The organism is Shewanella sp. 10B, from assembly GCF_023475885.1.
In the GTDB taxonomy this organism is placed as follows: Bacteria; Pseudomonadota; Gammaproteobacteria; order Enterobacterales; family Shewanellaceae; genus Shewanella; species Shewanella mangrovisoli.
The window spans coordinates 451,288-474,861 of record NZ_JAMDJO010000002.1; the positions used below are offsets into that span (position 1 = coordinate 451,288).

At 45.9% G+C, this 23,574-nt stretch carries 20 protein-coding genes; 8 read left to right on the plus strand and 12 right to left on the minus strand.

The features are described 5' to 3' along the window. Positions 1-261: 261 nt before the first annotated feature. From M0415_RS09465 to M0415_RS09480, 4 genes are all read right to left on the minus strand, one after another. The gene (locus tag M0415_RS09465; protein ID WP_229631758.1) at positions 262-606 is read right to left on the minus strand and encodes a hypothetical protein; all 345 of its coding nucleotides are present in this window, start codon (positions 604-606) and stop codon (positions 262-264) included. Between the two features lie 141 nt (positions 607-747). Next, positions 748-2,862, minus strand: coding sequence for a DEAD/DEAH box helicase (locus M0415_RS09470; RefSeq protein ID WP_249554118.1), 2,115 nt, complete (start codon positions 2,860-2,862; stop codon positions 748-750). Further along, positions 2,853-3,710 carry a HamA C-terminal domain-containing protein gene (locus M0415_RS09475; RefSeq protein ID WP_249554113.1) on the minus strand — a complete coding sequence of 286 codons (858 nt, stop codon included), beginning with the start codon at positions 3,708-3,710 and terminating at the stop codon, positions 2,853-2,855. The genes M0415_RS09470 and M0415_RS09475 overlap by 10 nt, the downstream gene beginning before the upstream one ends. Positions 3,711-4,386: 676 nt before the next feature. After that, positions 4,387-5,397 (minus strand): sugar-binding protein, encoded by a 1,011-nt coding sequence (locus M0415_RS09480; protein ID WP_249554111.1) that lies wholly within the window; start codon positions 5,395-5,397, stop codon positions 4,387-4,389. Between the two features lie 361 nt (positions 5,398-5,758). On the opposite strand from M0415_RS09480, the gene nfsB reads away from it, so the two are divergent. The 3 genes from nfsB (at position 5,759) to M0415_RS09495 (ending at position 8,373) form a co-directional block, all read left to right on the plus strand. Then, positions 5,759-6,412, plus strand: coding sequence for an oxygen-insensitive NAD(P)H nitroreductase (gene nfsB, locus M0415_RS09485; protein WP_086902103.1), 654 nt, complete (start codon positions 5,759-5,761; stop codon positions 6,410-6,412). Positions 6,413-6,722: 310 nt separating this feature from the next. Beyond that, on the plus strand, positions 6,723-7,367 hold the full coding sequence (locus tag M0415_RS09490; protein ID WP_011623806.1) for a DNA-J related domain-containing protein: 645 nt from the start codon (positions 6,723-6,725) through the stop codon (positions 7,365-7,367). Between the two features lie 253 nt (positions 7,368-7,620). Then, positions 7,621-8,373, plus strand: a complete 753-nt coding sequence (locus M0415_RS09495) for a thiol:disulfide interchange protein DsbA/DsbL (protein ID WP_249554104.1) — start codon at positions 7,621-7,623, stop codon at positions 8,371-8,373. A 124-nt stretch (positions 8,374-8,497) separates the two neighbouring features. On the opposite strand, the gene M0415_RS09500 is transcribed toward M0415_RS09495, so the two are convergent. The 3 genes from M0415_RS09500 to hemG form a co-directional block, all read right to left on the minus strand. Then, positions 8,498-9,505 carry a DUF4382 domain-containing protein gene (locus tag M0415_RS09500; protein WP_249554102.1) on the minus strand — a complete coding sequence of 336 codons (1,008 nt, stop codon included), beginning with the start codon at positions 9,503-9,505 and terminating at the stop codon, positions 8,498-8,500. A 262-nt stretch (positions 9,506-9,767) separates the two neighbouring features. After that, entirely contained in the window at positions 9,768-10,295 is a 528-nt protein-coding gene (locus M0415_RS09505; protein ID WP_249554100.1) for a cytochrome b/b6 domain-containing protein, read from the minus strand. A 41-nt stretch (positions 10,296-10,336) separates the two neighbouring features. Beyond that, positions 10,337-10,858 carry a menaquinone-dependent protoporphyrinogen IX dehydrogenase gene (gene hemG, locus M0415_RS09510; protein WP_011716010.1) on the minus strand — a complete coding sequence of 174 codons (522 nt, stop codon included), beginning with the start codon at positions 10,856-10,858 and terminating at the stop codon, positions 10,337-10,339. 442 nt (positions 10,859-11,300) lie between these two features. Here hemG and M0415_RS09515 point away from each other — a divergent pair, with 442 nt between their 5' ends. From M0415_RS09515 to M0415_RS09535, 5 genes are all read left to right on the plus strand, one after another. Next, positions 11,301-12,506, plus strand: a complete 1,206-nt coding sequence (locus M0415_RS09515; protein ID WP_249554098.1) for an MFS transporter — start codon at positions 11,301-11,303, stop codon at positions 12,504-12,506. A 125-nt stretch (positions 12,507-12,631) separates the two neighbouring features. Then, a complete protein-coding gene (locus M0415_RS09520) occupies positions 12,632-13,471 on the plus strand; it encodes a TIGR03899 family protein (RefSeq protein ID WP_249554096.1) in 840 nt (279 codons plus the stop codon). Between the two features lie 141 nt (positions 13,472-13,612). Continuing rightward, on the plus strand, positions 13,613-13,777 hold the full coding sequence (locus M0415_RS09525) for a hypothetical protein (RefSeq protein WP_249554088.1): 165 nt from the start codon (positions 13,613-13,615) through the stop codon (positions 13,775-13,777). Positions 13,778-13,863: 86 nt separating this feature from the next. Then, on the plus strand, positions 13,864-15,843 hold the full coding sequence (locus M0415_RS09530; protein ID WP_249554086.1) for an EAL domain-containing protein: 1,980 nt from the start codon (positions 13,864-13,866) through the stop codon (positions 15,841-15,843). A gap of 17 nt (positions 15,844-15,860) precedes the next feature. After that, positions 15,861-17,741 (plus strand): sensor histidine kinase, encoded by a 1,881-nt coding sequence (locus M0415_RS09535; protein WP_249554084.1) that lies wholly within the window; start codon positions 15,861-15,863, stop codon positions 17,739-17,741. Here the strand turns inward: M0415_RS09535 and cysC are convergent. The 5 genes from cysC to cobA all read right to left on the minus strand — a co-directional run bounded on the left by cysC (position 17,733) and on the right by cobA (position 23,516). Continuing rightward, positions 17,733-18,350: an adenylyl-sulfate kinase gene (cysC, locus tag M0415_RS09540; protein WP_011716005.1), complete on the minus strand. Its 618-nt coding sequence runs from the start codon at positions 18,348-18,350 to the stop codon at positions 17,733-17,735. The two genes, M0415_RS09535 and cysC, sit on opposite strands and share 9 nt — an antisense overlap. A gap of 49 nt (positions 18,351-18,399) precedes the next feature. Then, positions 18,400-20,124 carry an SLC13 family permease gene (locus M0415_RS09545; protein ID WP_249554076.1) on the minus strand — a complete coding sequence of 575 codons (1,725 nt, stop codon included), beginning with the start codon at positions 20,122-20,124 and terminating at the stop codon, positions 18,400-18,402. A 3-nt stretch (positions 20,125-20,127) separates the two neighbouring features. Then, a complete protein-coding gene (gene cysN / locus M0415_RS09550) occupies positions 20,128-21,570 on the minus strand; it encodes a sulfate adenylyltransferase subunit CysN (RefSeq protein ID WP_086902092.1) in 1,443 nt (480 codons plus the stop codon). A 129-nt stretch (positions 21,571-21,699) separates the two neighbouring features. Beyond that, entirely contained in the window at positions 21,700-22,608 is a 909-nt protein-coding gene (gene cysD, locus M0415_RS09555) for a sulfate adenylyltransferase subunit CysD (protein WP_011623816.1), read from the minus strand. Between the two features lie 77 nt (positions 22,609-22,685). Continuing rightward, positions 22,686-23,516: a uroporphyrinogen-III C-methyltransferase gene (cobA, locus tag M0415_RS09560; protein WP_249554074.1), complete on the minus strand. Its 831-nt coding sequence runs from the start codon at positions 23,514-23,516 to the stop codon at positions 22,686-22,688. Positions 23,517-23,574 lie beyond the last annotated feature (58 nt).

Below are 23,574 nucleotides of genomic sequence, written 5' to 3' on the forward strand. Positions count from 1 at the left end.
CGATATACCAAGCAACAGCCATTATGGCCACACCAAACGCAAATCCATAAATAAAAGGCTTAAAACGAAAATCTGGTGAAGATTGCTTGTTTTCCATTTTAATGCTCCTTGATAAAAACAGTTCTTAATTCAAAACTAGGGCTAACGCCGCGTTAAGTGGTGAACAACGCCAACCACTAAACCTAAACCATTGTACCTTAAACACTAAATTTAACTTGAACTGAGATCGCCAAGCGTTGTGAATCCGCCTTAAACGCCTTGTTATGTTCGTAGCCTCGTATGCCACCTAGTTACTTCCGAGAATCTACTTTCATAGACCTTATTCACTGTTGCCACATGCGCTGTGCAGTCAAAATTAAACAACACTACACGTTTTTTAATGGTTTTTACTTTATCCGTATCTACTTCAACTGTTAAACAAGCTTTCAATAACTTTGATAAGTCGATATTTTCCTTTATAGATTCGCTTCTAAACCACGCTGATAGCTCATTGGAAATATACAGTTCTAGCTCACCAACAATCGAGTGGGAAACTGTTCCATCGAGTAAGTTAATACACAAGACACCATTGGGCAGCTCAGACAATGTTTCGAGGTCTTCACCCATCCGCCACCCGACAAACATTTTGGGTAGAACTTCAACGTAGTGATTAATCCTTTTTAATCCCATATTTCCTCTAGAACATAACGCCCGCATTTGCGGCTGGTTGGGAGCGCAGCGGAAAACCAGTGAGACAACATGCGCTTGTTAAATGCCAATCTGTGCTCGTGCAACGAAGCTCTGATCAACTTCGGTCACTCCCTCTAATTCATTGATACCTTTTAATGCCGCTAATGATTTATCTAAGTCGCCATCAAAAGATAGTATCTTTTCAAATTTAGAAGACACCTCAAGAGGAAGACCATATTCCTCCAGTGCAACAAGTGATGAATCATAAAAATAATTCTCAACCATAATAGAGTAAGCACTGTAATCACAAAAAAAACTAGCCCCTTTTGCTTGCTGGACACTATTTACAATTGATTCTATTGTTCGAAGTAACCGGGGGAAATGAAAATTGGCCCAGAGTCGTCTAAAATCCAATATTCTACTAATGACCGCGTCGACGTTTTCATCAGGGCGATATGCAAGCGCTTCATCGATCAGTAAATATATTGGTTTTCGCTCAGAAAGCTCACTAACTTTAAATGCAAGCTGAGAGGCTGAAAAAACACTTCGATTGCCTATCTTGGCACCATCAAAGCAATCCCAAATCAACGCACATAGAAATTTCAATTGGTCATAGCTAGGGTATCCTTTCCACAATAGTTGGGGAATCCAAGCTTCATAATTCTTGTTCAGCAATTTTGCGAAATTAATTTGTTGGCTTGGTTCAACCGTTTTGTTGCCTCTAATTGTACTTAAGGATAAATCAGTTTGATCTATGATTGGCTTAATTCGATCTCTAGATTGTGGAGTAAGATCAGTCTCATCCATATTTACCAGTAATGATTCTGGTGTGTCGGGCCCCTGAGTATAAACGGGTATATCTACATATGGTAACTGTTCAGTCGGTGGAGGGGCTAGCAAATACACATGACCAATAAAGTGCTTAAACATTCTGCCACTTCGACCGGCAATGTTGTTGAATGTAAAATAGTCAATATTAGTCCTATTGATTTTATTGTCGTAACACACGATATTTTTTGTAGCAGTATTTACACCTTCGATTAACGTTGACGTACATACCAAAAACTTGATCTTTCCGGCATTAAATAGATCAACTATATATTGAGATACACCTCGTGGAATTCTAGCGTGATGGATCCCAACTCCACATCTTAGAGCGTTTGTTAATATCCATTCTTCATGGTAATTGTCCGCTAGCCAGTCTGCTAGCTTAAGTGCATCTTCTTGCCCCTCAAAATCAACATTACTAGCAATTAGCTCGGCCGCAGAATTCGCCCTTGCAGGCGAGCTGCAAAAAACAATTGTTTGGCCACTTATTGACCCACATAAATCAACTAGAACATCCTCTTTTTCATCAGAAGTCAGGTCATGGAATTCAGTAACCACCGTGCTAAAGCTGAATTTAATAAACTCAAATCGTACATTTTCAATAAAATCGCCAGCTACACCTTGTATGTTTGGCCCCAACATATAAAAGTGTGAGCATTTTTTATACAAACGGTAAAATGCTTCATTTAACAATGAACACCTATTACCGCTATCTGCCCAAGGACTTAGTTTGTAAAATTCATCAATCACAAAAAAATCAACGTCACCAATGAAATCCACTTCTAAAACACGTTCTTGAGTTAAAACAAATATATTTTTATCTGCTTTAGACAGTAGGGAATGAGTAATGATTTTATATTCGGGGCTGAACTTAGCTAATCTTCTACGTGTCTCATCTATTAGCGATATTGTAGGGACAACTATCACAATATTTCTGAATTTTTCGCTGGCAATCAGTGCATCGACTATCAAGCTTTTACCAAAGCTAGTAGGAGCACTCAGCACTACACTCTGCCCAGTCAATAGTTTGTAATAAACTTCTGCTTGCGGACCGTGAAAATAGATTTCTTCATTACCAATGGAAGCCTTATGAGCCTCTACAGCGAGCAAATCTCGTAAATTTAGATTTTCCTTATTTAAGTATGGAAATAACCCAAGCTCTCTAATTAGAGAATCTATAATCGGTTTTGACTCACCAAAGTATTCGTATTTATCCATCGCTCTAAGCACTAGTTCTTGCGCCCTAGAAATGGATTGTGAATCCGAATTGTTATATATCGAGGCTAGCGCTTTAGCAATAAAAAATGATTCACGCTCAATAACCTCTGAATCTTTTAACTTGTTTTTCAGAAGACTTAATTCCATGCTTGGAGTTCCTCATGTAATTTCTTCTGAATATCTTCCTTAGACCTAAGAGGCAGCAATATCAATCTGATATTTATACAATCAGGTAGGTTCTTGCCTTTAAACTTCTCCCAATTATTTAGAACTTCACTCTTAAATTCAGCCTCAAATTCATCCGTTACTTTTGTATGACTATTAATTACGTCGCTATCATAAGTTAGCAAAACAGGTATACAGACAGAATCAAAAATATCATCAAGTGATGTATTTTCATCAAGCAACATTTTAAGCTTTTCTGAGTGAGGCCATGTTTCGTCAATCTTATTAGTGATTGCTACAAATTCGTCGCGCAAATAATCCCTTTCTGTATGCTCATAAAGTTCTTTAACAACATCTCTAATAGCAGATGTAATCTCCTTATAAAATTTTACTTCTCCAATCCATAGCTCTAACTGGGTTTCTTTTGCGACAACATGGACACAGTCAAAGCCTTTTACAGTGTCATTTCTAGAGTCTTTGTAGTGCATTTTACAAATCGCAGGGATAGTGCCAAATACTTGCCTGAGAATCATATGAAGAAAGAGCTCTCCAAATTCTCCCCGACTTTTAAATTTTTCTGTATTATAAAGAGCTTTGGCCGCTTTTCTGATGAGTTTTACAGCGTTCGAAGCACCAAGCGAACTCCATTCGCTATATTTAAGAGAGAATTCCGGCAACCATTCCATTGCATGCTCTATAAGCTGCTCTTCTCGCCACTCCCCATTTTCATAACCAGCACACATGGCTACCAGCCATGGTTCGGCTTCAAAGTCTGATACTCTTACTTTCAAAAGTGGAGCAGGATGCTTCATCATCTCATCCTTAGACATCTATTATTCCTTCTGTGGACATAGAGCGATTCTTGTTCTGGGCATTTAACATTTTATTCGTGCGCATGCGCGTTTACCTCGTTGGACCAGTAAAAACGCGCACGGTTAACTACCTGTATGCAAAGAACTTATCAGCTTTCTGACGAATACACCATCTGGGAAAACGCGCATGCGCGTTTTCCAAACCTATTAACTAAAATTCAGTTACTATATTCACCTGATTTTATAGAGTTTTATTTATTGCGGACGGAATTAGTGCGCACTGATTTTGTCTAAAAATCATACCGAAACACCTAAATTTTAATACGACTGTATACCCATACATTGTTAGCCGATTTCTGGTAAGGCCATACATAGGCAAATAGATAAGAATATTTATGACAGCAGGTGTGGAAATTTTCGGTTGAGTTAAAGAGCCGAAACAAGAAATGGGGCAAAAGCGCGTTCGCTAGAAGCCAACTCAAAATAGTAAGGGTCGCACGTAACCAGACTAGATAAATCTGAACCACTGTCACGTTTGAATATTGATAGGGTAACTCCAAATTAATACAGCAACAGATGACCAATGCTCTTTTATCACCAACTTATGGGTATAAAAGACTGTGCAAACATCTGTTTGTGACTTCTTTGGGACTGCACTTTCTAAAACGTTTTCTAGAACATAACCTCTATGAAATTACATTCCCGCAGGTTTCTCGCAGGTCTCATAGTTCTGTTGAGTACAAAAGGTCACTGGTGTGTAAATAATGTCGTCGTATTTTTGTTTCGTGACAATTTTATATAAGGTCAAAATGGCCTGCCTTCCCATTTCATAGGGACTTTGACCAATGTTGATATGGGCAAGGCGGTCTTTCAACATAGTTAATTGCTCTGGAGAGATGTCGGTAATAATAATGACGATGTCCTTGTTATCAATTTTATCTTGATAGGGAGCCATCATTTCACGGTAGAGGGTTGCATCATTTTGCGCCCAACCGCCTACGGCAACGAAGGAATTGGCCTTGACTGGCTTGCCTTTCATCACGGACTCCATTTGCTTAACCGCTTGACTAAGTTGGTCAAAATTAAACAAAGGCTCGCGTACTTCAGTCCAGCCCAAATCGTTATTGAGCAATTCACCTGGAGGGGTATTGTAGGTTTTGCCAGATAACGCGGAGCGCACGCCCATCAACCTTAAATTCAGATTTGGAGAATCGGGCCGGCCCGATTGCATGATGAGGCTTCCCCCATTGGGCCGTAACTTTTTAAGCTGCTCCCCTAACGACTGACCTAGTGCAAAATTGTCGGTGCCGATATAAGCCAAACGTAAATTTTTAGGATCTTCATCGATAGAAGCATCCAAGTCTGAGTCATAGGTAACAATGGGGATGCCGGCTTCCTTTGCCCTCTTTAAGCTATTTTCGGCAAGATACTTAGATTGCGTAACCGCAACGGCAATTCCATCCACACCTTCATCAATCAGCTGGTTTATCACTTGATCTTGCAATCTCACACTACTTGATTCGGGTCCCCGATAGATGCATTCAACCCCTTTAATTTGTGCGGCGGCGTCAACACAACCCGTTTTGCTTTGGTCAAAAAAAATACTATAGAATTTAGGCACTACTGCAAACTTAAGTTCCTTTGCGTAGCCACAAGACAGTGGTACTAGGCTAAAAGCAATCAGCAGCATCAATAATCTCGCCATACGTTCCCCTAAACAGTAAGCTCGACTTAATAAAATGTAGCAAAGGAATAGATTAAACCATACGAGCGACAACGGTATTTTGGAGGACTTTTGATCTCACTCAGTATTTTTGAGTTAGCTCATTTCTCTGCCCACAACAAAACAGTACTCAACAATTTGTTAGACGAGTCATAACGCCAATAGATGATTCTTGCTATTCACTGCAATTCACCAAAGCCGATAAGCATTCATTGCGTAAAACGGCTATTAATTTCAAAAATATTTTGAAACTGATAGCTGTTTTGATCACATTGTTTTTTGTCCAAACCAGCTTAAAATGCTGAGGTTGAATTTGTATTCCTAGATGATTTGGAGCCGTTACATGAGTGATTTAAGTTTTCTCGCTAAAAAGCGTTACACCACTAAGGCCTTTGATCCAACCAAGACGATTCCTGCCGACAAGATTGCCGAAATCAAGACCTTACTGCAATTCAGCCCATCATCGACCAACTCGCAGCCTTGGCACTTTGTATTGGCTGGCACGGCGGAAGGCAAAGCCTTGATCGCACAAGCGACCGAAAACTACGCCTTCAATACTCAAAAAATTCTCAACGCTTCCCATGTAGTCGTGCTGTGTACACGCACTCAACTCGATGAAGCCCATTTGCTGCAAGTGCTAGAGCAAGAAGCCAAAGATGGCCGTTTTGCCAGTGAAGAAGCCAAGCAAGGTCAACATAATGGCCGCTCTTTCTTCGCCAATATGCACAAATATGAGCTAAAAGACGCCCAGCATTGGATGGAGAAGCAAGTGTATTTAGCACTGGGTACCCTGATGTTGGGCGCAAGTGTGCTCGATATCGATGCCTGTCCTATCGAAGGTTTCGATGCGACTAAACTCAATCAAGTCTTAGGCCTGCGCGAAAAAGGCCTGTGCGCCTCTGTCGTGGTCGCTCTAGGTTACCGCTCCGAAGAAGATTTTAACGCTAAGTTACCTAAGTCGCGTTTAGCGCAAGAGGTTATCTTTACCGAGATCTAAACCTCGCCCCTTGAGCGAATTTGTATATGCCCTTGTTTGTTATTGACAAATAAGGGCATTTTTATTGCCTCTACTCCAGCATCAGCCAGATCCCATTGCCGCAGTTAAAACCAACCAAAGGCGGAGTGACCTTGGGGTAAATTGCTCTAGAATCCTTCTTTGCCTACACTTTTCCTCTATGGCATAGTGTATTCCAAGCTCAGTAACGACTCGCATCAATATAAGATAAAAACATTTAAAATCTTACAGATAGCGCAAAGTTACTTTTAATCACACTCGCTTGATAACAACTTAGGATGGGACAGTCAGTATGCTACTCGCTAAACCTTCACTCAGTGCAGAAGCTCAATCGGCAACGCTCTCGACCACTAAGGGCGATAACCCGTTAATCTGGCCCGTGTTATCCGTGTTACAAGCCTCTAATCAAAGTTGGAAAATCCATCATCTCGCCACCGAACTGCAAAATCGCGGGCTAATCCATCCGTTAGATGAAAACCCTGGTAATGATTTGTTTAAACGCAATTTTTTACTGATGAATGCCCTGTTTGAACTGCAAGAGATCCTGATGCCAAAGCAATGGCTGCAAGTCAAAGCCATGGAGATTCAAATTTTCCGCCTCGTCCCTTCCAACGTTAACCTATTGATAATGGAAGATACTTCCCTGCGGGAATACTATCTTGACTGGAATAACTACGACACCAGTGAAAACGTGGTGCGCGAATTATTAGAAGCCTTCTGGAGCAGTTATAAGAGCTATATTGGCTTGAATGTGAATTTGATGCATAAGGGCCATGCGTTGAGGGTATTCGAGTTGGATGAGAGCGCAACCCCAAGGGATATCCGTAAACAGTGGCGCCGTTTAGCGCTGAAATGGCATCCCGATAGACCTGAAGGCGACGCCGCGCGTTTCCGTGAGGTCTGTGAGGCTTGGCAATCCCTGCGGGATATTGCTTAAGTTTTCCCTTTTATAACTGTGATCCCCTTTGCAGTCCTGCAATTCTCACGGTGAAACTCCCGCGGGATCACAGATTTAGTCCGATATCCGCCCCCTAATTCAGCGATAATTAAGCCTTGCCATCTAACCTAAAACCATATTCACGCGGGTATAAGCCCTGCGTATTTTTCAGTTTGAAATCATCTCGCCAATTAAATTAATTGCGCATCTCAATCGATACGATGAATTCACGCTAACCGACTTTGAGGGAACTATGATCAAACCATTAGCCTTGGCTGTCGCCTTAATCGTTGCACCATTTAGCGCCTTTGCCGCGAATTATGTTGAAGGTACTCATTACACTCAAATCTCTGACAAAGCGCCGAGCAGCGAACCCAAACTGACTGAGTTTTTCTCCTTCTATTGCCATAACTGCTTCAATATGGAAACCAACTATCTGCCCGATATCAAAGCGAACCTAAACAAAGGCATTGCATTTGATACTAAGCATGTCGACTTTATGAATAGCGACATTGGCACCGAAGTGATGCGCTCGCTGGCAGTGATCCAAGAGTTAGATAATAAAGATGCCTTAACCCATGCGATGTTCGCCGCGATTCAAGGCGAAGCAGGCGCAAATGGCCACGACCACAGTGCGCCAGGCCATAAGCACGAGCCACAAATCAATAGCCGTGACGACATTAAACAAGTCTTCGCTAAGTTTGGTATCGATGCGGCCAAGTACGACAAACTGGCCGACAGCAAGAGTACAGATGAGAAGCTCGCCCTATGGCGTGCCCAGCAGAACCAATTCCGCGTTGAAAGCGTGCCTGCTTTTATCGTGAATGATAAATATGCGGTTAACTTAAGTAGCATCAGAACCTTAGATGAATTAATTGGCCTGATTAACTACCTAGCAGTCGAGAAAGATGCTCAAGCACCTAAGAGTTCTGGCGGTAGCCTAAACTGGCTATTTTTAGCCTTTGCCGCAGTAGTTGCTCTTGGCCGTCAAAAGCGTTTGAGCTAACACTCGACTGACGAGTTACCAATAAAAAACCAGCATCTCTGCTGGTTTTTTATTGTGTTTTATTCGCGAACTAACTCTACGGGACGTGACTCCTACGGGAAGTTACGCCTATGGGACATTAGGCCTACGGAAAGTTACGCTCAGCAACGCCATTAGCGGTAACTGTCACCCCAGTTTCTGCGGCATGGATAAAGAAAGGCGCTGCCACATCATCGGGATTGTTACTCACATCCGGATCATCATTTTGCGCTAAGCAGGTATAGCCTAAGCTGTAATCACCCGCGACCACAAAACCAAATTCATAATCGTGGCCGACGACTTGGCCGTTTGTGTCTGTGACATCATTCACCCGAGCGGCGGCGATAGGTGCGATTTCAGTCGCCGTGTCAGCTTCGGTTCTGAAATCTTTCATCTGCTCAAGCGTGGTATTGGCGGGATACAAATAAACCGCTGGCGAGAACTCAGAGCCACCCGCAGCGACTTCACAGCCTTCCATCACCGTCGCGCCCACTGTGCCTTTAATCGCACCCACTTCGGACTGATTAAATAATTGCACTGAAGTCGGTTTCAGCGTCCAGTAATCTTTGTTGCCATGGGGATCCTGCAGACCTTTGCTTAAATCAAACTCGGCGACAAAGCTGTTTACACCCGCCGCAATGGTGAATTTTTTATTAAAAAACAATCGGCCAGTGTCGCTTTCATCGGCGCCCACACCACCGCATGAGCCATTGCTGTTGGTCGTTAGCCCATACAGAGTGTCATCGAAGGTTTGTACGTGTGAGCTTTCGCTATTGGCCACAGTGCTGTTTTTCATATACAGGCACATTTGGTATTCACCGACTGGGATGGATTGACCACTCACCAGCGTTTCTACTGCACTGCCTTGAAACTCTAATAAATCGACAAATTTGAGCTCGCCATTTGGAGTGACATTAAATGAGTAGCTACCCGTGTCGTTCTTCAACACGACCTGCCTAAATGCGATAGTGACCGATTTTGCATCGGCGGGGTTGTCTGAAACCCCTAGGCTAAAGGTCGCCATTTGAGTGGCGGGCTCATTCGAATCAGAGCCACCGCAACCAAACAGTAACCCCGTCAACGCTATCGCTAGAGCACTTTTTTGAATATTCATAGGATACCTTCATTTGTTCCAAAAAATTCTCAGCATCGCCTACCTCAATCTTTGAGCACAATTCAGTAAAGCCAAAGCATGAAAACATCGGCTCAAACGGCTGGGTAGGCATGTAGAGATAAGTCTAGGGCTGAGTGTGCAGCTTGTCGATGAACGTACGCTGAACGGTGAAAACCTGTTCAATCGAGAATGAGGTAAACCTATAGTCGGAGGAGGCGCAAAGCGGGCCAAATCCTTGAGCTAACCTGACCGAGATAAAATGTTATTGGCGAATAAATTCAATGATATGTGTTGCTGCCAAGACCAAGTGAACGACTGAAAAACCAATAAAAAAATCAGCACAGACTTGATGATACCCGCGCCAAGTCATCGCGAGCGGAGTGCCTTGATAAATAAACCATATCGCGCCCGTCACGCCAGTGGCCACCAGCAGCAACATGCCAATGCCTTCAACCGTACTGAACAAGCCCTTACCACCCGCGACCGGTAGTTTGCCCTTAAACAGTCCTTTAATGTCCTGCGCTAGTTGCCCCCAATCTCCCACCAACCAGGCAAAATACTGATGCCATTTCCCTTGAAGAGTATTGCGCAGTAAAAATAAGATCCCGAGTACAGCACAGATTAATCCAAGATAAACATGCAGATAATCCCAAACGCTAGCATTAGCGCGCAGGCTTCTGCCGATAAAGATCCACGGGCTAGTACAGACGAGTAAAGTAGAAGACAGCACAATCCAAACGTGCAAACGTGCCAACAAAAAACCGAGAGCCTGCGTTAATTTTTCTGACATAGTTGAGTTACCTTTGCAGCAGACTTATCCCATTCGCCCATTTAGGCTTGATGGATCTGTTGGCCAAAATCATTCACTTTTTGCCAGTCAGTGTATTCCACATTAGTGACAGGATCCGTAGGCCCCTTAGTTAACCACATGATAAAGCGAATGATATTTCTATCTAACGCATTATAGCCTTGGTAATTTAAGTTACCGCCAAATACCTGTAACAGCTTAGGGCGCCATGTCGTTTTACTTAAAAACGCCTGCATATAGGGATTGGTTTCTGGGGTGTTTTTCTCTGGCTTACGCGCGACTAAACTGACGGAGAAAAAGCCACTCACCTTTTGCGTGAGGATCTGTTGATGCTTCTGAATAAACTCATACAGCGCTGGGTTATGTTTCCCGTGGCGAATGCTGGCGCCAATAATGATCTTATCGAAGGATTCCATCGCAGGGACGGCCTTAATATCCGCAATCACCACAGAGTTGCCTAACTCTTTGAGTTGCTGCGCCAATTGATTGGTGATTTTACGAGTTTGACCATGAACACTAGAGAAGATGATCAGAATTTTTTTCACTTAAGCCTCGATTATCTCAACAAAAATAAGAAAAAGCGGCCAGAAAAAGACAAAGACGGCGGCTTTATGTTGACCTAAAAAAACGAATACATTCAGCCTCGATGACCCAATCAACCACTGCGCTTATTAAGCACCAGAAGGGCGCTTTTATGGTTCATCAGTCAAATAAGAAGCCGTTTAGGTTTATCACGCAAAAAGCAAACTGCCTATTACGATATTGCATACTAGGTGATTTAGTCATCAATTTACATGAAATAGATCACGGGCTTAGCGCCAAATGTGCCCTAGATATACGGTAATTCTAGCTTGCTCACAAAAACAAATATCCACTACCTTGGGATCAAAATGTTACAAAATCAGGAATGAGTACTATAGCTCTCGGGTGGCGAATAACAGGTAAAAGCATTAGCATTTGTTCACTTATCGCCTGAGTACCCCATCCATGAACGCAACTAAAACCCCAAATCCAAAGGCATTACTGCTATGGATGACCTTTGTTATGTCGCTGGTCTTCGCCGTCTGGCAAGCCCTGCTCAATAACTTCGTGATTGAAAAAGCGCAATTTACCGGCGCCGAAATCGGTATGCTGCAAAGCCTGCGGGAAATCCCCGGCTTCTTGGCCTTTACCGCTATTTTTGTATTGCTGTTAGTGCGCGAACAAGCCTTCGCTCTGCTCTCATTAGCCCTGCTCTGTATTGGCGTGGCGATTACTGGCTTTTTTCCGCAGGTGTTGGGGCTATATCTGACCACAATTCTGATGTCAGTTGGGTTCCATTATTTTGAAACCATTAACCAATCCCTCACCCTGCAATGGGTCGATAAACAAGACACTGCGGCGTTTATGGGTAAAGCCCTCGCATGGCGCTCGGCGGCGGCCTTAGTCGGTTATGGCAGTATTTGGCTAGTCATGACCTGGCTAAAGTTAGATTACTGGCATATGTACTTGATTATTGGTGTATTAGGTTTACTGATGGTGATCAGCATGAGCCTGTATTACCCCCAGTTCGACACCCATGAAGTGCAACATAAAAAGGTCATCCTGCGTAAACGCTACTGGTTGTATTACTTACTAACCTTCTTCTCCGGCGCCCGTAGGCAGATTTTTATGGTGTTTGCAGGCTTTATGATGGTCGAGAAATTCGGCTACAGCGTTAGCGAAATCACCGCCCTGTTCCTTATCAATTATGTGGTTAACCTGCTTTTCGCCCCAGCAATTGGCCGCTTTATCGGCCGTATTGGTGAACGTAATGCTCTCACAGTGGAATACATTGGGCTGTTTTTTGTGTTTGTCAGCTATGCCCTTGTCGAACAACCCCATATGGCCGCCGCGCTCTATGTGATTGACCATTTACTGTTTGCGATGGCGATAGCCATGAAAACCTATTTCCAAAAGATTGCCGACAGCAAAGATATTGCCGCCACTATGTCGGTCAGCTTTACCATTAACCATATCGCTGCGGTCGTTATCCCCGTACTCTTAGGTCTGTTGTGGCTAAGCGATCCCGCCCTCGTCTTCTATATAGGTGCAGGCTTTGCGGTGTGCTCACTCGTGTTGGCTCTCAATGTGCCGCGCCACCCATCCCCCGGAAATGAAACCTACTGGGCATGGCCAGCTAAAAGCATTGATAAACCGAGTCTCGACAGTTAAAACGGTAGGCTGCGCAATAAAAGCAATCCAGCGCAGAGACTTAAGGATTGCAATCGACTAAGCTGGTCACGCGGGATAAGCTAGTATCCCGCGTATCAACAGCGATTAAGCCACAGGATAAAGGCATGAAGGATTCAGATATTTTAATGCTTGCGGATGAAGCGGCTCCCGCAGCCGAGGTCTCGGCCCGTAAAAAAGCGCTGCTCCTTGGTCGCCAACTCGGGCTCGCCAGCGAGCAGGAATATCGCCCCGCCAATGCCTCTATTGCCGAACGTGCACAACATAGGGAGCGCAAACTCGCCAGCCAATATCAGGCCAATGTCGAAACCATTTTCGCCCTCGCCTTGAGCTACACGCCATCGGATGTGACGGGTGTCGATCTCGACCCCGACTGGAGTCATCAATTTTTCCTGATGGCGGAGCAAATCCACAACCGTAAAATGCAGGATCTGTGGGCCCGTATTCTCTCGAGTGAAATCGTCAACCCGGGTAACTTTAGCCTGCGCACCTTAGCGCTACTCAAACAACTTACCCACAGAGAAGCGCAAATCCTCGAAAAGGCCCTCGGTATGGCGGCCAAGGTCAATAATGAGCAGCGCTTAAAACTGATCAGCGGCTATCGACTCACCGGCGGACTCGGGCAGTATTTTCGCAAAAATAGCACTGTCACTCTTGGCCTATCCCAATTCGGTCTGCCCTACTCCAGCATTCTCACCTTAGTCGATGCAGGGATACTCCACAGCAGTGAGTTTGAAACCGGGTTACTCAACAGTAAAACCCCCATCCAACTGAGCATGCCCGGCATCCAAATGAAGCTCACCCCCAAGAGCGGAAACTTGCTGTTTAGCTACTATCGATTGACGCCGATTGGCGATGAACTGGCGCAGCTTGTGTTGCCCAAACAGGATCAAGAATACCTTAGGGCATTACAGGCGCTGTTTTCTAAGGATTTCAAAATCGAGTAATTGCTTAAAAAGACTTATATATCTGACCACAAAAATATTTTCTTGAATAAAGCCTAGCTGTCGCAAATACTTTGAGTATAAAAATTGCTCACTTCTAGGCTGAGTTAATAAGGATGCTTAGGCATCTCAAGGAAAGAGAATATGGTTAGTCAATCGCAAGAAATTGTTTTTTTAGATGAGCCCATAGCAAGCACAGCGGTAAAGGCTGCAAAAGCTGTCAAAATTCTCACAGTTGATGATGATATTAACTTCCAACGCTCTACCGCATTTGCACTGTCTACCCTGACCATTCTTGGCTCAAAATAGAATTAACCCAAGCATTTAGCTACGCAGAAGCCTGTCAAATCGTCGCCAATGAAGACGATTTTGCCATTGCCTTAGTCGATGTGGTGATGGAGACCGAAGATGCAGGACTGAGATTAGTTCGCGGCATTCGAGAAGTGCTCGGCAACGAGAAAATTCGCATTATTCTGCTCACCGGACAACCCGGCATGGCACCAGTTTTTAACGTGATGCGCGACTATGATATCAACGATTATTGGACTAAGTCGGAACTCTCCGCCGATCGCCTACAAACCATCTTGACCACTAACCTGCGCTCCTATCAACAGATCAGCAATATCGCCAACGCAAAACGCGGGCTGCAATTAATCGCCGAGTCCAGCGGCGCCCTGTATACCTCGCGCAATATCAAAGAACTCTCGAGCAAGATGCTGCAGCAACTGGCCATACTGCTGAATTTGCCTTCGGGCGGGATTGTCTGTGTCAAAGCCATTAATGATCTCAGCGAGTTTGGTCATATACATCAGATCATTGGTGCCTCGGGGGAATTTGAGTCTTACTATGGCAAAGCCTTACAACAACTCGAGCAGCAACATATTCGCATCCAGCTCGAATTATCACTCAGCAGTAAACAATCACGCATCGAGCCACAATACACTTGTCTGTTCTTCCCCGGCGAGCTGGCTGGCAATGACTATGCGGTTTACCTCGCCACTGGGCGACTCTTAGATGCGACCGAAACCGAGCTAATTCGCGTCTTTAGCATGAATATTTGCGGCGGCTTGCACAGCGTCTCCCTGATGAGTCAGTTGGATAAGATCGCCTTCGAAGATCCTTTACTTAAGATCCCAAATCGCAATGTACTCATTCGTACACTCGATGGCATTTTAAAGGAGGATGTTCGCGATAAATTTAATCTATTACTCATCGATATTGATAAGTTTTCAGACTTTAACCACGTATTTGGCTCTGAGCATGGCAACGATATGCTCAAACATGTGGCCAATAGCCTGAGGGAGCAGTTCGATGCGAGTGTGCTCGTCAGCCGCTTAAAGGATGATAAGTTTGCCATTTTAGGCCCTAAGCATTTAGTCACCGCCGCACTGATTGAGCAGCTGTTTGTCGCCCCCTATCAACAGGGTACCTCCTGTATTACCGTCAATATCAGCACTGTGACTCTCCCCCTTGAGCTCGCCGAAGGGGATGTGGTCGCCGCCATCACTCAGCTGAATATGGCACTCAAAAAGGCTAAGAGTCTGGGTATTCGTCAGCATGTAACCTATCAGCCCAACAACGATGATGTGACGTCACATTTTGAATTACTTCAGGCACTACAGTTAGGCATTACCCAAGGGGATATTCATATTGCCCTGCAGCCACAGGTGTCGTTACAAACAGGGGAAGTCGTTGGGGTCGAAGCGCTGGCGCGCTGGACTTTACCCAATGGTGATAAGGTGCCGCCCCTACGTTTTATCCCCATCGCCGAAGCGACGGGGCTGATCACTCAGTTGGGGGAACAACTGTTTGTGCAATCATGCCAAGCCATGCATGCACTCGCCGAGGCGGGTTATCAAAACTTACGTATTGGCGTTAACCTCTCCGCAATGCAATTTGAGCAGGAAAAAATCGTTAATCAACTGCATAGCCATATTGAGGCCGCACAGATTGCCAGCAAACATATCGAAATAGAAGTCACAGAATCCATTGCCATGCAAAATTTTGAGGTGATCAATAAACAACTCAAAGCCCTGCGCAATATGAATATCAAGGTCGCGATCGATGACTTTGGCACTGGATTTTCTTCCCTTGCCTACCTTAGCAAGCTGACCTTTGACAGGATTAAGATTGATAAATCCTTTATCGATAATATCACCACCGACGATGGCGCCGCGGCGATTGTCGACAGCATTATCCTGCTGGGTGAACGCTTCAAGATGAATGTGATTGCCGAAGGCGTTGAAACCCGCGAGCAAGCCCGCTGGCTTAAAGACCGCGGCTGCCATGATGCCCAAGGCTATTTTTACGCTAAACCTATGCCACTCCAAGAGTTATTAGTGTGGCTCGCCAACTATCAAAAAAGCATTCTGTAATGATTTTGAAACGCGTTATGAGCTCCCAGCAGTTATTTTGGCGATATTGGCTTAAGCTGATGTTACCTTGGCTGTTATTGGTGCCGCTACTCAGCCTGGTGCTCTACCAAAAGCGCCACGAAGATGCGATGACCCCCTTATATCGACAGGCCGATGCCGTGCTTGCCGATGCCAATCAAACCATAGCTTACTATCTCGGTAGCCTGAAACGAGACGCGCTGTTTCTCGCTAAATATCAACTTCTTCTCGATACCGCGTCGGGCAAAAATGCCGATCTGGCTGCTGTTGAGAACTTCTTTAAGGCCTTTAGCGACGCCTCGTTACAGTACGATCAAGTGCGCTGGCTAGATAACGACGCCATGGAAAAGGTGCGCATTAATCTTATCAACCATGAAGCACAAATTGTTCCGCAAGCAGAATTGCAGTCTAAACAAGGACGCTACTACATAGCGCCGAGTTTAGCGCTCGAACCCGATACGTTTTACTTTTCCCCCTTAGATTTAAATGTCGAAAACAAAGTCATTGAGACCCCTATCAAACCTATGCTGCGCATCACCACCCCAGTGTTTTTAGCCTCAGGGGAAAGACAAGGGTTTATTGCGCTGAATTTTCTCGCCCAAACCATGCTGGACGCCATCGCCAATACGGCTAAAGAGGGCGTCGAGCTGTCGATGTTAAACTCAGATGGCTACTGGCTTTTAGCCCCACAGCCACAAATGGCATGGGGATTTATGTATGGACGCGAAGAGGTAAACTTTAGCAAATTCAATCCCTCCGCTTGGCAAGAAATCCGCAAAAATACCGAGGTAGCCTTTACCACCCCAGATGGACTATGGGACTACGAAAATGTGCATGACATAGGTAATGCGGCCCTTCCTGAATGGCGACTCGTGACTCATATTTCCCACAGCGTATTGGTGAGTATCACCAAACAATGCATTGTCGAAGCATTGAGTATTGGTCTGTTGCTGTTGTTATTGGGCAGCGCCGTTTGCTGGCGTACGGCAAAATCAATGTGCGAGCGGGATAGGCTCCACGATGACTTAACCGAGCAGCAGCGACGGCTGGCAAATAGCAATAAAGCGCTGGCGCAGTCACTGCAACACCTGCACGATACTCAGCAGCAGCTGATTGAAACCGGTAAATTATCTTCTCTTGGGATGATGGTGGCGGGTGTCGCCCATGAACTCAATACCCCTGTGGGCGCCTCTTTAATGACCCTGTCGAGCATGAAGAATGAGTGCAGTAAATTGCAATCAGCCTTCGAAACTGGCCTTAAACGCTCCGATGTTGACAGTTACTTTGAGCACTTTAATGAAGGCGCCGAGATAGTCCAAGCAAACCTAGAACGCGCAGCCGCCTTAGTGAAAAGCTTCAAACGGTTAGCGGTCGACCGCACAGGTGAAGAACGTCGTGTCTTTAAACTCACTAGCCTAGTGCAAGATATGCTGCACACCTCATGGTTAAGAATGAAGAAGCAATTTCATGAACTGAACATCGACATCTCCCCCGAGATAGAACTCAATAGTTATCCTGGCGCCCTTGGGCAAGTACTCGAGAATTTAGTCTCAAATGCGCTCACCCATGCGTTCGAAGATGTCGGTAATGGGCAAATCAATATTACGGCCTACAGCCTCGAAGATGCCTTTGTCGCCATTACCGTCACAGACAATGGCGGCGGCATGGACGATGCGACCTTAAAGCAGATCTTCGATCCCTTCTTTACCACTCGAAGAGGTAAAGGCGGCACAGGTTTAGGATTACATTTAGCACATCAACTGGTGACCCAGTTATTAGGCGGGTATATCAAAGTGACGAGTGAACTGGGCAAAGGCACTTGTTTTACATTAACCATTCCAACAAATGCCCCTGAGTCCCATAAAATCAACTTAGGCTAATGCTTTAGCCTTATCGGGATTGATGACCCCAATCGCGGTTAAATAATCGATTAAAGCACGCACTTGCGAGGCTAAATCCCCTTTACTGGTATCAATCGTTAACTCCGCCGAGAGCGGCGCCTCGTAGGGTGATGAAATACCGGTAAAGTTACTGATTTCTCCGCGGCGAGCCTTAACATACAAGCCCTTAGGATCGCGCTGCTCACATATGCTAAGCGGCGTCGACACATGCACTTCGATAAATTGACCTTCTGGAAAACGTGCCCGTATGCTATCGCGCTCCTCGCGGGTCGGCGAAATAAAGGCTGATAGTACGACTAAACCCGCATCCACCATAAGTTTTGCCACTTCGCCAACACGGCGTAAGTTTTCATCCCTATCGGCGACGCTAAAACCCAGATCCTTACATAAACCATGGCGCACATTGTCACCATCGAGCAAATAAGTGTGAAAGCCCGCCTCAAACAGTGCGCGTTCAAGCGCCCCTGCTAAAGTCGACTTACCCGCACCAGACAACCCGGTAAACCAGAGTAATACTGGATTTTGGCCCTTAAGTTTGGCTCTGGCCGCTTGGTCGACACTATGTTGGTGCCACACAATATTGCTCATAAACACTCCTCAAATCTTAGGTTGAGTAACAACCTAAGACAAAAAATCATTAAAACGGAAAGATAACTGGCACCATAAAAATCACTATCAAGGAATAAAGCACAGATAGCGGTAGCCCTAAGCGCAAAAAGTCACTGAAACGATAGTTGCCCGCGTTAAACACCATCAAGTTGGTTTGATAGCCGTAGGGCGAAATAAAACTGGCACTGGCCCCAAACACTACCGCCATAATAAATGGCCTAGGATCGACGCCATAATTCAGCGCCACCGCATAGGCAATAGGAAAGGCCAAGGCCGCCGCGGCATTATTGGTAACGAGTTCAGTCAACAATAAGGTGACTAAATAGACACCCACAAAGGCGCCAAACACCCCATAACCATTGATGGTACCGAGCAAGCCTTGCGCTAACCCATCGGCAAGGCCAGTGCTCATCATCAGATTCGCCAACCCTAAGGCACTGCCAACTATCACCACTAATTCCAGTGGGAAGCGACGCTTAAGCTCCGACAAGGTCACGGCGCCAATGGCAAAGTAGCTCAGCAGTAATAGCACCAAGCCCTTGGCCAGCGGTAATACGCCAGTCAGACTAAGCACAATGGTGAGCACAAAACTGCTTAATACAAAACGGCTGCGGCGGCTGTCTAAGCGCACATTCAAATCGAGTCCGCTGACGGCGGCAAATTCAGTACTCAGCTTAGCATTGGTGCTAAAACCATCCCCCGGTGTCAGCAGTAACACATCGCCCGGTTGTAATACGATATCGCCCAAACCACCTTTTAGCGGATGATGACCGCGACGAATCGCCATTACAGCCGCATCAAACTGTTCGCGAAAGCGAGACTCCTTTAAGGTACTACCCACTAGGCTCGATGAAGGTGCTAACACGGCTTCGACTAGGTTTTGACCTTTTGCTTGATGTTTACCAAACCAATCCAGACCATCGAATTGATGCAACAGCTCCACCGACTCCACCGCGCCACTGAAACGCAGCACATCGTCCGCCTGTAACACTAACTGTGGCGGAACCGGACAAATACAAATACCACTGCGCTCAAGCTCGACTAAATAGAGCTTTTTCAGGGCTCTTAATTTGTTATCCACCACGCTGCGCCCAACTAAAGGCGAGCCTTTGGCCACGTGGGCTTCCAGCAGATAGGGCAGTGTCTCTTCGGTCGTATCCTCTCGCCTGTCGGGTAAGGTATTGGCCAATACAATCAGCAGCACTATGCCTAACAGCACAATCAGCGTGGCCACTGGCGTAAACTCAAAGAACCCCAGCGCAGGCAAGCCCGCGTTTTCGACAAACGAGTTGACGATAAGGTTAGTGGAAGTACCAATTAAGGTCAGCGTACCGCCCAGAATCGCCGCATAGTTAAGTGGTAACAATAACTTAGCCGGAGCGTGGGCCTGATTGCGGCGCACCACCCCAATCAAAGATGCGACGACGGCGGTATTATTGGTAAAAGAGGACAGCAGCGCCGTTGAAAATCCCAATTTTGCCATAGTCACCGCAAGCGAATTATTGCCAATCACTTGGCTTAACTTGCCCAGCAGTGAGGTTTTTTCCAGCGCCGTCGCCGCCAGCACCAATAACACCAATGTGACTAAACCTGTGTTGGTAAAGCTAGTGAGCGCCGTGTCGAGTGATACCATTCCTAGGAGGTAACAGAGTAAAAAAGCAAATAAAAACAACACAGCGGGATTAATGCGGCCGGCGATTAAGCCAGCCACTAATCCAAACAACACTATAGCTAATAGCCACAAGTCACTCACGTATTAGGCTCCAAGCTTTGAAATATCGATCGCTTGCCAATGCGGGAAGTGCTTACGCACCAGCGCATTAAACTCAATTTCAAAGGCGCTAAATTGTGAGGACGCTTGCTTGTTCACATGCTGTCCCGATACCACCATCACAGCCGCAACAGTAGCATTGGATAAACGGTCAATCAGGATCATGCCGCCAGTATCACGCACCAGAGAATAGGCGTCGAAGACGATATCTTCGGTCAGTTCTAAGGTCACGCGGGCGATGGCATTGAGCCCTAAAGTGTCGGCGCTGCTGCGCGCAAGCGTGTTCACATCAACCACATAGTCGATGGCCGTCACAGAGGCTTGAGTCTTTTTACCCGCAACTTTAATGTCGTATAACTGGCCGAGTTGTAATGGTTTTTCATCCATCCACACTAGGTCAGCCACGATTTGATTGGCAACCTGTGGCGCACTCTCTGGCAGTGCCAGCAAGTCACCGCGGGAAATATCGATTTCATCTTCTAAGGTGATAGTGACGGCTTGCCCAGCCGTTGCTTCGGCGAGATCGCCATCGAAGGTCACAATGCGTTCAACCTTGCTACGCTTACCCGAAGGCAGCGCAACCACCTCGTCACCCACCTTGATGACACCAGAGGCTAAAGTACCGGCAAAACCACGAAAATCGAGATTTGGACGCGACACATATTGCACTGGGAAGCGTACAGGCAAGGCGCTGAGTTCACGTTGAGTATCAATGGTTTCGAGTAGCTCCAGCAGTGTGCCGCCCTGATACCAAGGCGTATGCAGACTCGGCTCAACCACGTTATCGCCATTGAGCGCTGATAGGGGCACAAAGTGGATATCTAAGTCGCCAAAGTCTTTTACAAACTCACTGAAATCATTACGGATACGATTAAATACTTGCTCATCGAACCCGAGTAAATCCATCTTATTAACCGCGACCACAAAGTGACGAATACCCAGCAAAGAGGCAATAAAGGCATGACGCTTGGTTTGAGTCTGCACGCCGTAACGCGCATCCACTAAGATCACCGCTAAATCACAGGTTGAGGCGCCAGTCGCCATATTACGGGTGTACTGCTCATGGCCAGGGGTATCTGCGATGATAAACTTACGCTTGTCGCTTGAAAAATAACGATAAGCCACATCGATAGTAATGCCCTGCTCGCGCTCGGCTTGCAGACCATCGACCAACAAAGCCAAGTCGATGGCTTCGCCCGTTGTGCCCATCTTAGCGCTATCATTTTTTAAGCTGGCGAGTTGGTCTTCGTAAATCTGCGCGCTGTCATGCAGTAAACGGCCAATCAGGGTGCTCTTGCCATCGTCTACGCTGCCGCAGGTTAAAAAGCGCAACAAACCTTTATGTTGTTGCTGGGCTAGATATTCTTTTACCCCGTGCTGGCTGATTTCTGCCGCCATACGATTGGTTTTATTGACCGCTTTATCCATCTTTATCTCACTCTTATCTTGCTCAACTGTTCGTGAAGTCACTGGTACTCGATTGCTCTAAGAGCCTTCATCGGGACATTCACGAAATCGGTTTAATCTGTCTCTAACCTGCGCTCGAAATGCCTTGGTTTAGAAATAACCTTGGCGTTTCTTCTGCTCCATCGATGCACTCTGATCCGAGTCAATCAATCGCCCTTGGCGTTCGCTCGAGCGAGTTAGCAGCATTTCTTCGATGATTTTTTCGAGATTGTCTGCCTGCGAGTGCATCGCCGCCGTCAATGGATAACAACCTAAGGTTCTAAAACGCACCACCTCATGCTTGATGGTTTCACCTTCCTCGAGCTTCATGCGCTCATCGTCGGCCATAATTAACTGACCACCACGCTCAACCACAGGGCGCTCGGCAGCAAAATACAGTGGCACTAACTCAATGTTTTCTTGGTAGATATATTGCCAAATATCGAGTTCGGTCCAGTTAGATAAAGGGAAGACACGAATACTTTCGCCCTTATTCACCGCGCCGTTATAGGTGCGCCACAGTTCGGGACGCTGATTCTTGGGATCCCATCTGTGGTGACGGTCGCGGAACGAATACACCCGCTCCTTCGCGCGGGACTTTTCCTCATCGCGGCGCGCACCACCAAATGCGGCATCGAAACCATATTGGTTTAAGGCTTGTTTTAAGCCTTGGGTTTTCATGATGTCAGTGTGCTTGGCACTGCCATGGTCGAAGGGGTTAATCCCTTGGGCAACGCCTTCTGGGTTGGTGTGGGTTAATAATTCAAAACCAAACTTTTTCGCCTGCGCATCACGAAAGGCGATCATCTCTTTGAATTTCCAGCCCGTATCCACGTGCAACAAGGGGAATGGGATCTTGCCGGGATAAAAAGCTTTACGCGCAAGGTGTAACATCACCGAAGAATCTTTTCCGATGGAATACAACATTACTGGATTATCGAATTCGGCAGCGACTTCACGAATGATCTGAATGCTTTCGGCTTCCAGTTGTTGTAAGTGGCTTAATTCACGCCCGGCCATACTCTTCTCCGTTTACCTAAAATGGGCTGCAACAGGCAGCTGGATTTAACTTAACTATTAAAAATTAACTGATTTAACTAAATTTTTGCCACAATCTTGGTGGCATCTACGGTATCGAACGCTGACTCGCCTTCACCCTTAGGTTGGAACCAATTTAAGCTGTCTGCCAGTGCAACCACTTCACCAATAATCATCAGGGCGGGCATTTGCAATTGCGGATCGGCCGCAAGCTGTTCGAGTGAATCTAATTGGCCAATAAAACGCTGCTGCGACTGAGTGGTCGCCTTAGAGACAATCGCTACTGGGGTTTGTGGGCTACGGCCAGCATCGATTAATCCTTGACGAATAATGCCTGCATTTAAAATCCCCATATACACAACTAAGGTATTGTTTGGGTTAGCGTAACCCTGCCAGTCCATCGGACGGCTTTCGAGCTGACAATGGCCAGTGATAAAGGTCACCCCTTGGGCATAATCCCTGTGAGTTAATGGAATGCCCGCATAGGCCGAAGTGCCACTGGCGGCGGTAATGCCAGGAACCACTTCAAATTCGACGCCTGCTTCGACTAAGGTTTGTAACTCTTCACCACCGCGACCAAAAATAAAGGGATCGCCGCCCTTGAGGCGTACCACGTTTTTACGGGTATAGGCTTTTGTCACCAGTAACTGATTAATTTCATCTTGCGCAGCACTATGCTTACCGGCACGTTTACCAACGGCAATCTTCTCTGCATCCTTAGGGATCAAATCGAGGATATCTTGGCTGACGAGCGCATCGTATAGCACAGCGTCGGCGGACTTGAGAATGCGCCAGGCTTTGAGGGTTAAGAGTTCAACGTCTCCGGGGCCTGCGCCAACAAGCCAGACTTTGCCCTTCGCCCTTTGGCCCGGTAAAGATAAAATTTCCATCACATTCCCCGATATGAGATCAATGTGTAGCAATATAGCCCTAGTTATATTCCTTAAT